The 16,115-nt window shown below is 33.1% G+C and carries 15 protein-coding genes and 1 pseudogene; 1 reads left to right on the forward strand and 15 read right to left on the reverse strand.

The annotated features are described in order from the left end of the window. From HNQ37_RS04880 to HNQ37_RS04945, 14 genes and pseudogenes are all read right to left on the reverse strand, one after another. Positions 1–309, reverse strand: a pseudogene (locus HNQ37_RS04880) (IS3 family transposase); the annotation flags it as partial. Positions 310–415: 106 nt separating this feature from the next. After that, positions 416–757: a P-II family nitrogen regulator gene (locus HNQ37_RS04885; protein WP_183539866.1), complete on the reverse strand. Its 342-nt coding sequence runs from the start codon at positions 755–757 to the stop codon at positions 416–418. A gap of 16 nt (positions 758–773) precedes the next feature. Then, the gene (locus HNQ37_RS04890) at positions 774–2,015 is read right to left on the reverse strand and encodes an ammonium transporter (RefSeq protein WP_183539868.1); all 1,242 of its coding nucleotides are present in this window, start codon (positions 2,013–2,015) and stop codon (positions 774–776) included. 238 nt (positions 2,016–2,253) lie between these two features. Continuing rightward, positions 2,254–3,417: a chorismate synthase gene (gene aroC / locus HNQ37_RS04895; protein ID WP_183539870.1), complete on the reverse strand. Its 1,164-nt coding sequence runs from the start codon at positions 3,415–3,417 to the stop codon at positions 2,254–2,256. A 305-nt stretch (positions 3,418–3,722) separates the two neighbouring features. Beyond that, positions 3,723–4,316 (reverse strand): DUF1054 family protein, encoded by a 594-nt coding sequence (locus HNQ37_RS04900; RefSeq protein WP_183539873.1) that lies wholly within the window; start codon positions 4,314–4,316, stop codon positions 3,723–3,725. A 584-nt stretch (positions 4,317–4,900) separates the two neighbouring features. Then, on the reverse strand, positions 4,901–5,968 hold the full coding sequence (gene aroB, locus HNQ37_RS04905; RefSeq protein WP_183539875.1) for a 3-dehydroquinate synthase: 1,068 nt from the start codon (positions 5,966–5,968) through the stop codon (positions 4,901–4,903). Between the two features lie 35 nt (positions 5,969–6,003). After that, on the reverse strand, positions 6,004–6,684 hold the full coding sequence (locus tag HNQ37_RS04910; RefSeq protein WP_183539877.1) for a VTT domain-containing protein: 681 nt from the start codon (positions 6,682–6,684) through the stop codon (positions 6,004–6,006). 386 nt (positions 6,685–7,070) lie between these two features. Continuing rightward, positions 7,071–7,934 (reverse strand): shikimate dehydrogenase, encoded by an 864-nt coding sequence (gene aroE / locus HNQ37_RS04915; protein WP_183539879.1) that lies wholly within the window; start codon positions 7,932–7,934, stop codon positions 7,071–7,073. Between the two features lie 2 nt (positions 7,935–7,936). Next, a complete protein-coding gene (locus HNQ37_RS04920; RefSeq protein WP_183539881.1) occupies positions 7,937–8,596 on the reverse strand; it encodes a type I 3-dehydroquinate dehydratase in 660 nt (219 codons plus the stop codon). Positions 8,597–8,615: 19 nt separating this feature from the next. Next, complete coding sequence (locus tag HNQ37_RS04925) at positions 8,616–8,816, reverse strand: DUF2969 family protein (protein ID WP_183539883.1); 201 nt, start codon at positions 8,814–8,816, stop codon at positions 8,616–8,618. Between the two features lie 610 nt (positions 8,817–9,426). After that, positions 9,427–10,296, reverse strand: coding sequence for a helix-turn-helix domain-containing protein (locus HNQ37_RS04930; protein WP_183539885.1), 870 nt, complete (start codon positions 10,294–10,296; stop codon positions 9,427–9,429). 706 nt (positions 10,297–11,002) lie between these two features. Further along, positions 11,003–12,232: an MFS transporter gene (locus tag HNQ37_RS04935; RefSeq protein ID WP_183539887.1), complete on the reverse strand. Its 1,230-nt coding sequence runs from the start codon at positions 12,230–12,232 to the stop codon at positions 11,003–11,005. A 171-nt stretch (positions 12,233–12,403) separates the two neighbouring features. Next, positions 12,404–12,604 (reverse strand): hypothetical protein, encoded by a 201-nt coding sequence (locus HNQ37_RS04940; RefSeq protein WP_183539889.1) that lies wholly within the window; start codon positions 12,602–12,604, stop codon positions 12,404–12,406. 112 nt (positions 12,605–12,716) lie between these two features. Beyond that, complete coding sequence (locus tag HNQ37_RS04945) at positions 12,717–12,872, reverse strand: hypothetical protein (protein WP_183539891.1); 156 nt, start codon at positions 12,870–12,872, stop codon at positions 12,717–12,719. 1,590 nt (positions 12,873–14,462) lie between these two features. Between HNQ37_RS04945 and HNQ37_RS08680 the strand changes: the two genes are divergently transcribed. After that, the gene (locus HNQ37_RS08680) at positions 14,463–14,558 is read left to right on the forward strand and encodes an IS3 family transposase (protein ID WP_183539934.1); all 96 of its coding nucleotides are present in this window, start codon (positions 14,463–14,465) and stop codon (positions 14,556–14,558) included. Positions 14,559–14,791: 233 nt separating this feature from the next. Here HNQ37_RS08680 and HNQ37_RS04955 read toward each other — a convergent pair whose 3' ends face one another. Further along, entirely contained in the window at positions 14,792–16,042 is a 1,251-nt protein-coding gene (locus HNQ37_RS04955; RefSeq protein ID WP_183539893.1) for a chloride channel protein, read from the reverse strand. Positions 16,043–16,115: the final 73 nt, after the last annotated feature.

Genomic DNA, 16,115 nt, shown 5'->3' on the forward strand with positions numbered 1-16,115 from the left:
TTTTTGACGATAATCAAGTACCCAACGGGTAAGGAGGGCAGGATTATTCAGTCTCAGCTCGTGAGCGAGTGTTTGGTACGATTTCTCGCTTGTTATTACCGCATTGAGTTTGAATGGTGTTGAATAAGCTGTGTGTTGACGTTTACGCTCAAGCCCTTGAATCCCATAAGATTGATAGGAATGAACCCAATTTTCAATGAGTTGATGCCCTTTCATATGATATTTCTGAGCAAGAAAGGGAGTGCCTCCAATCCCATTAAGATAATCTTGAACAACTTTGAATTTGAATTCAAATGAATATTTTGCCATAAGAAAAGACCTTTCATTTTTGAAAAGTCTATATTCTTGGGTTCACATCAATCAACTTCCTCTTTTTTATTTTTAAGAATCAATTTATATAAAAAATTACTTATTCTCACAAAGCCAGATTATCTTCCTCCCCCGTACGAATCCGAATCACTCGTTCGACAGGTTGAACGAAAATCTTCCCATCTCCAACCTCTTCAGTCTTTACTGCATTAATGATGACATTTACAATTTCATCTACTTCTTCATCAATACACACAACTTCAATTTTGATTTTCGAAAGAAGAGTCGTTTCAATTTTTTGGCCTCTAACATACTCAGTAAATGCGATTTGCTTCCCATATCCAAGAACTTGCGAAACAGTCATACCATGAGTAAATCCTTTAGTGGAAAAGGCTCTTTTTAAGTCTTCCAATTTATCAGTACGAATAATTGCTTCTATTTTTTTCATATTAACCTCCAATTTGTTATGAATCTAAACCTAAGAAGGTAGGATAGGCCGTCTCTTCATGCTCACTATCATCAAGTCCAATTGCTTCAGCACGATCACTTACTCGAATTGGCATTATGATGGAAATCACTTTAATAATAATAAAGCTAACCAGAGCAGAGAAAATTACAGAAAAAATTACAGCAGAAAGATTGGCAATAAAGAGTTTTGATGACCCGTAAATCAGTCCTACAAATCCATGCTGCGGTGACAAAGCCGGTGTCGCTAAAATTCCCGTCATGATTCCACCAAACATCCCGCCTATGCCGTGACAGCCAAAGGCATCAAGTGCGTCATCATATCCAAATTTTTGTTTCACCTTGCTGATCATAAAGAAGCTTAGAGGGCTGACTAAAAATCCAATAATCATTGATCCCAAAACAGAAACATATCCTGCACCAGGTGTTATTGCAACTAGACCAACTATTGCCCCCGAGCAAGTCCCCACAACTGAGGGTTTGCCAATAATAATTTTTTCAAGAATCATCCAAGACAACATGGCCGCCGCCGCAGCTGTATTTGTTGTTACAAATGCATTTATTGCGACAGAGTTAGCTGACAGTGCCGATCCTGCGTTGAACCCAAACCAACCAAACCAAAGTAACCCAGCTCCAAGGACAACAAAAGGAATATTATGTGGGCGGTATTCAAGCCTTTCATAATCACGTCTTTTTCCTAATACAAGTGCAAGAACCAAGCCCGTCACCCCACTCGAAATGTGAACCACATTTCCGCCAGCAAAATCAATTGCATGGAGTTTTGCTAGGAAACCACCACCCCAAACCATATGAGCCAGTGGGTAATAAACCAAAAGCAACCAAAAAACCATGAATATCAGAAGAGGGGTAAACCGCATTCGGCCAACGACCGAGCCTGTAATGAGTGCAACACTGATAATTGAAAACATCATCTGAAATGCACTAAAAAGTCCGTCAGGAATCTGATTTGTAGAGAAAAGTGAATTTTTTGCCATATCCACTCCATACATGAAAAGATGGTTAAAATTTCCAATCCAATCAGCACTACCAGAAAATGAGAGCGTAAATCCAAAAATAATCCACAATAGTGAAGCTAATGCCATTGGTGCAAGTGACATCATCATGTTGTTAAGTACATTTTTCCTTCGTCCAAGTCCTCCATAAAAGAATGCAAGTGCAGGCGTCATCAACAAAACCATGGCTGAGCATAGGAGAATAAAAGCAATAGAACCAGTATTCATTAGAATGCTCCTTTCAATAAGAATTCATATCAAAATCATAGCAAAATTATTTGATGAAACAATTATTTCATTCATTCCATGTTATAAAATCTAACATTTATAAGTTGAAATTAACTTACTGCTTTATTTCTATTAATTTTCTTGTAGAATGATTTCAATTTTTCCAATAGCTGTTATAAAAATATAAAAAAACTAAAGGTGCAAAATTTTAATATCTATTCCCCCTAGCTTTTTGATTTTAATAATTCTTAATTTTGGTTCTATAATTCGATAGAGCTTCTGACAGTTCTAGCATTGTATCTGAATTAAACTTTTCACAAATTTCTTGCGCCAGAACAGTTGCAATCACATTTTCCATAATCACTCCAGCTGCTGGAAGAGCTGTTGGATCTGAGCGCTCAACAGAGGCACGATAAGGTTCATGTGTATCTATGTCAACCGACATTAATGGCTTATAAAGAGTAGGGATAGGCTTCATTACACCTCGGACAATGATTTGTTGACCATTTGTCATCCCACCTTCAAAACCACCTAGCCGATTTGTTGATCTTGAGTAACCTTTTTCTGACCAAACAATCTCATCCATTACTTCAGATCCTAGTCTGTGCCCCATCTCAAAACCAAGTCCAAACTCTACACCTTTGAATGCATTAATTGACACTACGCTTGCAGCTATCTTAGCATCTAACTTCCGGTCAAACTGCACATAAGAGCCCAACCCAGCTGGGATATTTTCAGCTCTGAATTCGACAATCCCACCTATAGTATCTCCTTCTCGCTTAATCTTATCAATGTATTCGCAGATCTCATTATAACGCGACACATCCATTATAGATAGATTGTTTTTACTAGCTATTGATTGAATCTGACCAACTGTCAAATCCAATGGATAGTCCAAATCAATACCACCAAAATTCACAATGTGGTTCGCAACTTTTATATTTAGTTTTGATAATATTTTTTTTGAAACAGCTCCAACAGCTACACGCATTGTTGTCTCACGTGCACTCGAACGTTCAAGAACATTTCTAAGATCTGTAAAATTGTATTTCATACCACCAACTAAATCCGCATGACCCGGCCGTGGATGCGTCATGCGTCGTCTTAACTTGACCTCATCAGATACTTCTCCAATTGCCATTACCTCATTCCAGTTTCGAAAGTCATGATTCTCAACTGTCAAAGTAATCGGTGAACCTAGCGTCTTCCCATGACGAACACCAGAAGAAATTTCTACCTGGTCCGACTCAATTTTCATACGAGCCCCACGACCGTAACCGCTTTGCCTACGTTTTAATTCAAGATTTATATCATCAATTGAAAGTTCTAAACCAGCCGGTACGCCTTCAATAATCGCGGTCAACTTTGGACCATGTGATTCTCCAGCTGTAAAATATCTCATAAGTTTCAGTCCTTAATTTTATTAAATTTTTCGATTTATTGAATTATTAAATTCTCAAAGTAAATGGGTTTAATTTGTGAATTTTAAATAAAACCAATATATAAAAGTTTAAATCCACTTTTGATAAGTATTACCTTTTAGTTCATGCTCATTAATAATCAATTACAATGAATAAAATGCATTCCAATCATTTTGAGTGCACAGCATTTTTGTTTGTATAAAATATTTGAAAAATATCACATCAAAACCTTGTTACGATCATGATTTTGCAAGAATCCATGAATCTAGTACATTATTAGCTCTTTTCAATCCCCTACAATTTGTAAATAAAGAGGAATTAACTCTTTGATTGTTTCTAACATTTCTCGCATATATTTTGATTCATTTTCAATATTAAATTGTAAAGCTGGCCAAACTCTACCAATTTCAAAATCTGCCTTCTTTACATTTTTAAGATGATGAGCAAAATCAGCAAAATTTGATAAGTCAAAAAATTCTTTAGACATATGATCTTTTGAAACTTTGAAATCAACAGGAAATTTTCCATCAAAATCCAAAAGTCGATCACCAAAAGTGATACGTTCCTTTGGATCATCAATGATACCAAGTAAAACAGCCACATAATCTTGACAGATTGAAATTTGAAAATGTGGCATCATTTTATAGCCACGTTTATTTTCCGAAATTCCTGACAGGGTGATTTCTGGTGGATTCACTCGACGTCGTATATGCTGGGCAAGATGAAGATAGAAGTTTCGATCGGGCATTTCTTGAGACAAAACTTCAATCATCTTTTGTCCGATTCTTGACATAACAGGGTGAATTTCAGAGCGAATGGCGGGTAACCGCATCTCCAGTGTCTCTAATTCAAAAACTTTAAATGATTTTTCAGTAAACATATTCTCCTAGTTTTTACAATTTCTGGTGCGAGATATCGTCCATTTATTTTTTTTATGATTACATCCAAAAATTTATATTATTTGTCATTTTAATAGTTAATCTTACATTACATATCCCTCTCAAGTTGGCAGGAAACTCATGTTGATTCTATTTTAACAAAACTCAACTTATCTTATAGTATAGAGTATAGAAAAATTTTCTTTGTTCTCAACGATGTTTACTATAAAGAAATACATATTTATTTTCAAAGAGTCTCAACTTTTATTTTCGAAAATCAGTATTGGCTAAAAAGTTTAACTCCATTCAAATACAATGGAGTTACAATTATAGATTTGTTATTAGTTAATTAATAGTGAGGTTTTTACTTCAAATTTAAAAATTCTCTAACTAGAGTTAAATCATATGTAGTGTTTCAGTAGAAAATAATTTTGTTTTTATTAAAACCTGTTAATGCCCTTTTACCAAAATCTGGGATACCAAAAAGGGTGTCTATTGTTAAAAGAATATTTAGATTAAAGTCACCCGAATCAAGGTTAATCCTTAAAAGACTGCATTAACAACCACACTTTCAGTATAGTTTTTTTCATGTTATCAGGAAGTCTTTAATTTTTTCAATTTCAAGTGGATAAATTTTAGCATTACCAATTTTGGGTACAAGGATTAGGTTGAACTGACTCACACGGACCTTTTTGTCATGAGTCAAAATTTCAAAAAGTTCATCTACTTCCCATGGTTCGTAACCGACTGGGAGTATAAACTTTTGCAACATTTGACGAATTTTTTCAGTTAAGCCTGGCTGAGTTAATCCTTTTTCTTCGGCAACTTTAGTTATTTGAAGCATTCCAATAGCTACAGCTTCACCATGCATAACTTGCCCATAACTAGTAAAGGCTTCTATTGCATGGCCAATTGTATGACCAAAGTTAAGTAACAGTCGGCTTCCATAATCATGCTCATCTTCAATTATAGCGTCTCGTTTGACTTTAATCGCATGTTCAATTATGTATTCAGCGTATTTTAAAATACTTTCATTAGAACCAGAGATTAGCTCAAGTTGACTCCAAAGTTCTTGATCTGCAATCAAGGCGCACTTGATTACTTCTCCCATTCCTTCACGTAAACAACGCTCATTAAGTGTCTGAAGAAAATCTGGGTCAATTAAAACTCCATCAGGCTGTGAGAAAGTTCCAATCAAATTCTTTGCCTGAACAGAATTAATTCCTGTTTTACCACCGACGGAACTATCTACCTGAGAAGTAAGTGAAGTTGCAATTTGCAGAAAATGAATTCCACGCATGTAAGTCGAAGCTATAAATCCAGCTAAATCTCCAGCCACACCTCCACCAAAACCAATGATTCCGTCAATACGAGTAAGCCCTATTTCGGCACAAAAATCCCATGCAGCTTCTGCGGTATTTAAATTTTTAGAAGTCTCTCCAGCTGGAAAAGTAAAAAGCGAGACATCAAATCCCGCTTTTACCAAATTTGACATCAAACTTGAAGCATACAATGATGCTACAGTTTCATCCGAAATGATTACGATTTTCTGGGCCTTCCAGATAGAGGATACCCAATTCCCAACAGCTTTAAAAGCACCAGATTCTATTAATACCTCATAAGGATGATTTGCAATATTTATTTCTATTTTCATTAATTTTAAAATCTTTCAGATTCTGCTATTTTTTATTAGCTAGTTGCCTTTTTTCGATTTTTTATGTAACTTGAGAAGCCACCAATTACTGCTGGCAAAAGTGAAATCACAACAATCGCAAGCATAATGATTTCAAAATGAGATTGCACCCAAGCATTTGTGCCAAGTAAATATCCAGCTCCAAGTGCCACAATTACCCAAGAAAAACCACCAAGAAAATTAAAGAGGACAAACTTCTTGTGGGGCATCTTGCCTGTTCCTGCAACAAAAGGTACAACCGTACGAATGATTGGCATAAAACGTCCTAGAAAGATCGCCCAACTCCCCCATTTTTCAAAAAACTTATGAGCTTCTTCAATATATTGAGGTTTTAAAATACGACTAATCCATTTAATTCTTGGTATAACATCTCCGAAGCGACGACCAATTTCATAGTTAATCAAGTTAGCAAGGAAAGCTATAACCCCCATCACTAAAATCAACAACCAGATGTTTAATTTCCCAGCTGACAAGGCAGCAAGTCCACCAACGAAGAAAAGTACTGAATCGCCAGGTAAGAATGGGAAGATTACAAGTCCTGTTTCAATGAAAATAAGAGCACCTAAGCCGACATAAATCCAAATATGTGTTGCAGGAGTTTGAGCAAAATTTTTAAATATCGTATTAATCTGATCAAAAAGCCCAAAAAGAGAGAGGCTAGTAAACGTTGAAAGCATTATTTCTCCTTAAATGTAAGTTGTTGATAACTCAACACAATAATCGTATCACAAATGAAAGTTAAATGGGAAAATTCAAAATTCAATCTTTAAAATTTTAAAAATGATTTATAGTTAGTTGCTATATTGAATTGATTATAATTACGCTAGATATTGAATTTATCATACCATTCTTTATTGAAAAAACTTACTAGAAATAATAATGAAAACTAAAGCAAAATTCAAATATCAATATAGCCTCTGAACAATGTGAGTTGACCATCATTTGATTATTTGATATTGAAATTGAACTATATCTCAAATACAATAGCTTACAGCATTGGCTGTAAGCTATTTATGTTTTAGATTGAGATAAATATTTCATCTCAATCTACGCAGTTGACCGTTTAATAAAGCTTTTTTGATAATTCATCTTTTATCAATTTTACTGGCATATCTTTGCCCGTCCATAACTTAAAAGATTCTGCTGCTTGATAAACCAACATTCCTAAGCCATTGACTCTTCTAAGGTTCTGTGAATCAGCCCACCTTAACAAGGGTGTCACTTTGCTCTTGTATATAACATCTGCGACTAATAAATTTGATTCAATTTGTATGTCATCATTAATTGGAATTGAACTACCATCCATTCCTACTGAGGTTGCATTAATGAAAAGCTGAGATTCATTGAGCAAACCATTTAGAAGATTTTGATCATTTAAATCAAATAATTGGATCTCAGTTCCAATAAGGCTTGAGAGGGTTTGAATTTTCTTTGCCAAAAGATTGTACGAAGGTGATTTTCTGGCAAAAACATTAATTTTTTTAGCTTTTTTTAGTGCTGCTTCTGTTATGATGGCCAGAGCAGCTCCACCGCCACCCAAAATTGTAATTACTTTATCTTCAGGAAAGAAATTCTCATCTTCAAGAGATTTAAAAAAACCAATTCCATCCGTATTGTGTCCGGTGAGCTTGCCATCTTCATTCACAATAGTATTAATTGCTCCAATCAGTTTGGCACGTTCAGACAGATTTTCAGGAAACCACATAGCAAGTGATTTATAGGGCATTGAAAGGTTTACCCCATACATATTCAAGGAACGAATATTATGAAGTACTTGAATCAAGTCTTTCTCGTTAACTTCCCACGCTAAATAGACACCATTTTCGCCAGTTTCCTTAAAAGCCAAATTATGAATAAAAGGTGAGAGACTATGCTTAATAGGGGTGGCAATCACGGCTGCCATCCGCGTATATCCAGTAATCTCCATATTTATAAAAGTTCTAAAATTTTCTTAGTTTCTGTCACAGTGTACTGTCCCAGTTCATTTTTTACAGGCTCAAGCCTTGCAAAAGTCCACGGGCTGTCTACTAAACGTGAAATTTTGCCAATTTCCCCCATTATGACTATTATTAAGGGAATCGTGTATTTTTCTCGAAATAGACTTGCTCGCATGAGAACATCCCAGACTTCTGATTTGCTTCTGGCCGTCAGAGCCAATTTGATAACTGAAGGATTCTGGCCAGCAAAAGATGTCAAGATTTTTTCAAGATTATCTGGAATATTTTGAAAATTATGATAGGAATATACTAACTTGTCCTTAAAGTCTGCCAGTTCTTCCATCATAAATGGCTTACTATAAGCCTCAACATCAACAAATTCAGGGTGAAAATCTATTAAAATGTGTCGTAAAATGGAAATGTAGACTGATTCTGAAAGTTCAAAATTTCCACCTTCTTGACTCGTTCTCAAGGTAAATAAAATTGGCCACTGAGCAAATTTTTTAAAAATTTTCTCGGCAACCAAACTAATCCCATCTGGTGTAAAATAGTCTGCACGCCACTCAATTATGTCTGCGCCTTCAAAAAGTGACAATTCAACTTCGTCAATCTCTAGTTCAGAGGTTGGGCAAAATGGAACAATAATTTTCATGTTGTCTTTTTTTAACAAATTAGATGCTTAGATTGTAATTTCGGATAACTTCTTCCTCAGCATCAGCGTAATTTTTGAAATTCGCAAGGAACTTTTGCGAGCTGTGCGCTTCAAAATTACTATCTGTCTCAACTACTGAACCGATTAATTTTTTTCCAATAAAAAGGTCAACACCCTCTTTAGTATCTCGAATTGTAATTTCAATATCTTTTTTATTCATAATCATAATTATAGCAGAAAGCTGAGTTACACTCAATATGTATCTTCAATCAGTAAGTGCCAAATAGTTATCTATGAGTTTTTAAAATTTGTTTTTGGTTTATTTTTTGGTTTATATTGTATAGTCTACTCTAAGCTTTTGAGAAGTAAGATATGATTGTAAAAGTGAAATATAGCCTTATTTCGCCATTTTTTAGAATGATGCTATAGCAAGCTTCTCTGATAGGGTCTAAAGAGTCTTTGCATGTTGTAAGCGGACGCTTTGAATTCAGAAAGGGACTTTATAATTAGTCTAGAAGTTAAAACTTTGATTCCGGTGCGTACTGAGTAACACAGCCATTGCCTGAACCACTTGCCTCACTTCTACGCCGCCCATATTCTTAATTTAGGGGGCATAGAGACAGTAATAACACTTTCAAGTGTCGATGACTTTATCATATTCTTTTAGAAGTCAGCATTGCTTAAAAAGTTTGAGCGGGCTCCAACTACATTCAATATAAGATTGAGCTTGGATTAATTTTTCAAAAAATATACATTATAGTTGTTTAAGCCAGATGATAACACTAGCTAACTTATATTATTCAATTTTTATTATTAAAATATACAAAAGCTTATTGCACTTGTTTTCTTAGCTCCTCAAGCTCTTTCTTATACTGTTCATAGGAGTGGGTATTACCAAATTTTTCGTAAATTAGCACAATGTCAGATAATTCTTTGATTGCCGCTTGAATTTTGCCTGTATGTTCGTACAATTCAATTAAGATAAGTTTTTGAATAACTCTTACTTTAAATTCACTTTCATCCTTTCTATTTTCATCAAGCCAATTTAAAATTGCATAGGTTGTTTCAAAATCATTGTTTCGAATAGAAATAATAGCAAAATTTCTAGCTCCTCTTAATATCAAGTCTCTATTTTCAGGAATATCTTTAAAAAAATATTCTCGGTGAAATATTTCTTTCCCAAGGAATCTTACATTTGGATAATCCATTTGTGAGATTGTTGCGTTAAAAAGGTGTAGTTCATATTGTTGCCATTCTAAAATATTATAAAGATAATCAATAATTATTCTTTTTTCTTCATACGTTAACTTTTTACCCAACTCATGTGTGGCTAAAATTCCCTTAATTGCAAGATAATTAAGACGGTTAATTAGTTTAAAATCATCATAAAATAAATTTAATTGTTCTTCTCCTAATTTTTTTAATTCTGTAAAATCTCCTGTCTGTTCCAGATATCCTATCGTATTAAAAAGTTTTTTACTAGGATCTATATTAAATTCGTGGAACCTTTCTGCAAAGTCCTCTATAGGAACATTAATATTTTCTAATAATGCAAAAAGTTTTTTTGCTGAAATATCATTTTCTCCTCTCTCAAACCGTGAAAGTTGAGATTTTGATAGAACATTTCCAACTGTTTTTCTTATTGAAAAATCCTTTTCTTGCCTTATTGTTTTAAAAATTTCACCCAATTCTTTGACCATTTTTCCTCGTATTAAAATTTTAACATTATTTTATTCTTGTAATATGAAATCATATTATTTTGCAAATACTAAAAATTTCAATAGGCATGTCACAAACCTAAGTAATACCTGAAATTTTTGTATTTATATTTCGAAAAATGTAAAAGACACTGATTCAAATATAAGAACATTCTTATGTAAAGGCAAGCATCTAACATTTATTTATGATAAGTACATGAAGAATCACCGAGTTAGGGGGTATTTTTTTGAGGCTGTTAGGTGAGCTCCACAAACGATTTATCGTAAACTAAAAAGGCTCAAGTCAATTAAAATTTTAAAAATTATGCTACTAAGAAGGTTCAAGCTTCCTATAACACTAGCCCAAAATACCACGGACATTCCTCTATCTCTATCATCCTGATAATGTGCGTACTTTCTAAAACTTACCCTTTTTATGAAATTGTGAATATCCACTCTTATTGCTGTGGCTATACAAGTTCTGACGATAGTAGAAACCGCCATAATCTGATGCATTTGTTCAATAAATACCAATAACTGATAAATAATTTGTTATCTGTATTGAGCTTAGATTAATTCTTACCAATAAAAATGCTCAATTATAAAAGTTCGAGCCAGATGTTAAAACTGGCTAACTTATAATTGCATTTTGCCAAAATTTGTAATTTATAGAAATATATGCTTGATTAGCTCAATTATTGCTCTTTACTCATTTAATAGAGTTTTGTCTGTTTAGTAAGAACATCATAAGAAACCCTAATAAACTGATTAACGAAATTATATAAAAGGTTATTACAATACTTGTTAAATTTGCTATAAATATAAAAAGTGAAGCACCAAAGGGTACTGAAAAAGTAAAAAGTGTACTAATTCCTCCAGAAACTTTTCCTAAGTTATCTGGGGAAATGTTATTTAAAATCAGTGAATTTACTCTTGGACTGGTTTTAGAGGCGCAATATGCAATAGAAAAAAGAACCATAGGAGCTAAAAAAGTTAAATGCATCAATAAAATCCCAAATAGTGTTGAAAAACCAAATACATACAGGATAATAGTATTCATTTTTGTTTCGTTTAAGAAATCATTCATAAAAAGTGAACCTACAATCATTCCTGACGACAAAAAACAATTAAAAATGAGAACTGAGACCCCATAATTATTACCAAAAGGATGAAGGTTTGTCAATGCCAAATCTGTTACGGGGCCGATGCCTGATAAAATGAAATTGATAAAAATAATTGATAATATAGTAATTACAAATTTATTATTCTTTTCTTTAGAAAAAACCGATTTAATTTGCGAAAATGTTTCTCGTATGTTTAATCGAGAAATACTGCTAACAGCACTATTAAAGGTCAAGTATCGTTTAAAAAACAAAAGTATCAGAGCAGAAATTAAATATAAAAATGCATTAAGGATAGCCACAATTGTAAATGACTGTCCTGTTAAGGAAAGAAACATTACTCCAAATGTTTGGCCAACTATCTCTAAAATTGATCCAAAACTTTGAAGTTGTCCAAATGCAGATGATACTTCATTAGATTTTAAATTTTTTTGTAAAATAGGAATTCTGAGACCATTTTTATATGAACTTAATAAATCAGATATAAATTTTATAATTCCTATTATAAAAAAGGAAATAAAGTTATGAGTTAGTCCAATAATAATAGCAATAAGCAAAAAGAAAAACATTTGCATAATTCCGATAAAAATCATCATTTTACTTTTATCTTTAGTCTTATCCGCCCAAAAACCGGTATAAATTGATAAAAATGCTGGCAAAACAATAAATACTTCAGCGATGGATACCATTAAACTTTTATTTTGGAAACTCGTTGCATAAATGAGGAAAACGATACTAAACAAACTTGCTCCAAACATGGTAAAAACACTACTTAAAAACAGCGAAAAAAAAGTTTTATTGTTTTTTAGTAATTTCATATTCTTCCCTCAAACTTTCTACATAATTTAATCCAGCATATCCATTCTAAAATCTGTTTCATAGCCTTTAGAAGAAAAATTAAATAAATTTTCATCTTTTATGAACATCCTGCAAGTCTCTAACTGTGCACAAACCCAACATAAATATTTTTTATTATTTGTTTTCCTAATCTAATATAGTTGTATTAAAAAAGCAATCCACAAAGTTTCTTTTAAAAAGGAAACACATTTACCTATTTGAACATCCATTCCTTCCGCAATTGTAACTACAGTATTTTTATATTTTTCAAAGTTATAATCATTAAAAACAGATCCAAACACTACTTCCATTTGCAATATAGAGGAAATAAAAACTTTTTCTAATTCACACAAATCAATAATATTTAATTTATTATTTATAAGCTTTTTATATGTTGCTTTTTGAAATAATGATATTGCTTCTGAAATTGTTTATCCTTCAATCAATAATACTTTAACAAATCTTTTATATTAATTTCATAACCAAACCGCCTAAATAGAGACTCAACAAGACATATTTTTTATTGACTAATAAATTTTCAGATTCAAATATATTTAGTTGATTAATGCTATACAAAATAGCTTTCCCTAATTTTCTCAAGTCTTTAACGTCACCTTCCATGCATCCCACTTTTTAAAATACTATCCAGGTGTTTTTGTAGTTATTTTTGGATACTATTTAGTTAATGGGAGTACTCTAAATCAATGTAACAGACTTCTAATCATCATTTATTAAAAAATTATTGAGATGTATGTTGCCTTGAATAATTTTGTTGAGTGCGCTATTTGAATCATTTTCAATAGGTTTTCATTTGCATTTAAATACTTTCTTCCCCAATATTTTTAAATTAATTAAAATCCCTTTGCCATTGATTTAAAGTGCATACTTAAAAGTATTCATTAATCCACGAATTAAATTTTCCAATAGGTTTGAAAAATATGATTGCTTAATCTCTTATTAGATTTAAACTCATTTTTTCTTAATTCACCATTTAGTATATTTTCTCATGCAAGAATATTAGGCTGGCTTTCTTTCAAAATAACAAGTTATTTATTCGCTCTCTATATCGTAATAGCTATCTTCTGCATTTGTTTGATAAATAATTTTTTAGATCATACTTCTCAAGAATACTTACTTTAGAATAATTTTGTTTTTTCACTTTTTCTACCTCCTTCATTAAGTGATATGAAAATTTTAGCATTTGAAAATTCTTATAAATACTTTTGTCCCATATTTGCTAAAAATATAAAAATGTTTTTTAAAATTTTTTGAATTTATTCTCACATTTTTGTAGTTTATGTGTATTTAATTTTTAAATAATTTGAGCAAGTTATATTGCAAAGATTGAAAAATATAAATGCCTTGGTTAGTAAATCGCATAATCAAATTAGCTACCCAAGGAGAGAGAAAGCACCTGAATTTTTTTTACTTGAATTTTAAAAACCAAGTAAAAGTAAATCAGATGTAAGACTTTTCTTGCTAAAAACAAAATATTTTGTGATTATTGAACGATGTAAATTGTACCTTGGCATAATAAGTGTTAATCATACTGTACGGCGTTTAGGGAAGATACCACAAGAAATTTATCAAAAACTTAAGCAGAAACGGAATCGATTGAAGGTTAAGATAAAGCATTCTGCTAAGATGATTCAAGCTTCTTGTGATACATGGGTTTTGAATAATCTAATTTGAAGGGTATCTGAGAGAAGTTATTACTTGAGATATTCCCCAATAAGTCTTCTCATTTTGTATTTTAAAAACACAAGAAAGTTCAGCAGTTGATGAAAAAGTAGCACATTGTGTAGGCCATATCGGCGGAAAACACCTAACTAGAGAAGTAGGAAGAGATAAAAAGAACAAGCTTCACAAGCTTTTCAAGAATTTCGTTTCAGACAAGAAAATTACTATGATTACAATGGAGTTCAAGTATTATGAAAATAGAATTCAGAAGAAAGCCTACTTTAAATCCTTTCTGGACATGTTTAATAATGAAATACTCAGTTTTAAGCTTTTACAACATCCGAAGAGCAAAGTAAATTTCACTGCAACGAATGATGCAATCAAAATCATTTCTGATTGTCTCTTTCAGCAGACTTTTCATTCAGACTAAGATTAAGTTTATTAGATGAAAAGTTATGTTAAAGTATTCAAGTTTCCTTACGATTTATGAATTTATAAATCGTAAGGAAACTATTATGATAATGCAGTGATATAAAATTCTTTGGCTTACTCAAACAAGAAATCTGTTACGGTCGTTTCTTTAATTCCTTTAGAGTACTTGAACAGGTAATTTCTTCTTGGGTTTAGTTTATGATACAAAACGAGTCAAAAAAATTGAACTGGATGAGCCCAATTCAATTCCGTTTAACCTATTCAAAATGAAAAAGATAAGAAGTTTAATCTGTCTTAATGTATTGCACTATATAAAGTACAATTTTTGAGGGGTGCATCAAGGCTGTTGCCAAAATTTAGACATGGATGAACCGTTATTCAAATTAGATTTAAATTTTACCTCTTTTTAGGAAATTAAAAATTCAAACCTATTCGTCTTCTAGAGGTTGGATTGTCTCATGCTTAATTATTAACTTCGAGATGCCCATTGCAATGGCTACGGCAAAACCAAGTGGTACAGCAGAATTGAGGGGGAGGTGGGTCACTTCAATCAACATAAAGAGAGCCATTAGAGGTGCTTGTTGAGCCGCAGCCAACAAAGAAGTTGCGCCAACCAATGCCCCTTGCCAAACTGGAAAACCAGGTAAGATTAAACAAATAATTGCTCCAACACATGCCCCAATGGCTAGCGCGGGTGTTAGTGTTCCCCCAGCCGCTCCTGAGCGAATGGTGACAACAGTAATAAATCCTTTAAGGAGCATAAGTAAAAGTAAAATGGTTATAAATCTCGTAGATTTAATGTTCATAGCCTCTTGAGCTAACGCGCGTCCATTTCCCATAATTTCTGGAAAGCGCATTGAAATTATTCCCGTGACTAGAGCTGCAAATGGTAAAAGCCATAGTATATGTTTATTATGACTCTGATGAGCTTCTGCCCAGAGAAAAGTTTTGCGGAAATAGGCTCCAATTAAGCCACTGATAGGCGAAATTACTATAACTAGGATCATGAAGTAATTTGAAAAGGATTGAGACCCCACAGCATAGTATGCACTGTTTCCCTTAAAAAGACTTCCTATTAACGCGGCAATAATTGACATCGAAAGGCTTACTGAAACTGCCCGAGCTGAGATCTTCTTGTGCAGGATTTCAATACAAAAGAACATCCCCGTAATTGGCGCTATATAAGCACCTGCAAAACCTGCACCTGCTGCTGCTGCAATCAAGAGTGACTTGTCTTCTGCACTCAGAGAAACAAGTCCAAATTGCTGAAGTAATTCATCCCACTTATTGGCAAAAAGTGCTCCCAGCTCACGAGGTGCTAATTCTCGGCCAACAGATCCTCCAGTGCCAACATAGAAAATTTGTGTCAGGACATGCAAAACAGTCCTCCAAAAAGGCATTTTTGCTCCAACCATAGTTTCCGATATTTTTGGAATTTGATGTTTACGACGGATAAAATACCCAATCAAAGCTGCAATAAAGCCACCTATCAGGATTGATTCTAGACGCTGAGGAGGATAGGTGGCAAGTGAAGAGGGATGAGTGGGACTTTCTTTGAAACCTAAAAACAGTCCTTCAATTAAGTCCAAAAAAAGGCTCAAAAGGCCTGCCCCTGTTCCTGCTAAAAGGCCCAACACTAAAATAGATAATGGAAGTATAATAAGATTTTTATTTTTCATAAAATTTTTAGTCCAGCTTGTAAGCTTTAACTATTTTAGTCTATCAAAAAAACCCGCGATTAGCGAGCTTTTT

It is taken from the genome of Lactovum miscens, assembly GCF_014202895.1.
GTDB lineage: Bacteria > Bacillota > Bacilli > Lactobacillales > Streptococcaceae > Lactovum > Lactovum miscens.

What these genes read in the sequence shown, in the direction of transcription:
- HNQ37_RS04885 (WP_183539866.1), bottom strand. Translation starts at nt 757, where the DNA reads ATGAAAAAAATAGAAGCAATTATTCGTACTGATAAATTGGAAGACTTA.
- HNQ37_RS04890 (WP_183539868.1), bottom strand. Translation starts at nt 2,015, where the DNA reads ATGAATACTGGTTCTATTGCTTTTATTCTCCTATGCTCAGCCATGGTT.
- aroC (WP_183539870.1), bottom strand. Translation starts at nt 3,417, where the DNA reads ATGAGATATTTTACAGCTGGAGAATCACATGGTCCAAAGTTGACCGCG.
- HNQ37_RS04900 (WP_183539873.1), bottom strand. Translation starts at nt 4,316, where the DNA reads ATGTTTACTGAAAAATCATTTAAAGTTTTTGAATTAGAGACACTGGAG.
- aroB (WP_183539875.1), bottom strand. Translation starts at nt 5,968, where the DNA reads ATGAAAATAGAAATAAATATTGCAAATCATCCTTATGAGGTATTAATA.
- HNQ37_RS04910 (WP_183539877.1), bottom strand. Translation starts at nt 6,684, where the DNA reads ATGCTTTCAACGTTTACTAGCCTCTCTCTTTTTGGGCTTTTTGATCAG.
- aroE (WP_183539879.1), bottom strand. Translation starts at nt 7,934, where the DNA reads ATGGAGATTACTGGATATACGCGGATGGCAGCCGTGATTGCCACCCCT.
- HNQ37_RS04920 (WP_183539881.1), bottom strand. Translation starts at nt 8,596, where the DNA reads ATGAAAATTATTGTTCCATTTTGCCCAACCTCTGAACTAGAGATTGAC.
- HNQ37_RS04925 (WP_183539883.1), bottom strand. Translation starts at nt 8,816, where the DNA reads ATGAATAAAAAAGATATTGAAATTACAATTCGAGATACTAAAGAGGGT.
- HNQ37_RS04930 (WP_183539885.1), bottom strand. Translation starts at nt 10,296, where the DNA reads ATGGTCAAAGAATTGGGTGAAATTTTTAAAACAATAAGGCAAGAAAAG.
- HNQ37_RS04935 (WP_183539887.1), bottom strand. Translation starts at nt 12,232, where the DNA reads ATGAAATTACTAAAAAACAATAAAACTTTTTTTTCGCTGTTTTTAAGT.
- HNQ37_RS04945 (WP_183539891.1), bottom strand. Translation starts at nt 12,872, where the DNA reads ATGGAAGGTGACGTTAAAGACTTGAGAAAATTAGGGAAAGCTATTTTG.
- HNQ37_RS04955 (WP_183539893.1), bottom strand. Translation starts at nt 16,042, where the DNA reads ATGAAAAATAAAAATCTTATTATACTTCCATTATCTATTTTAGTGTTG.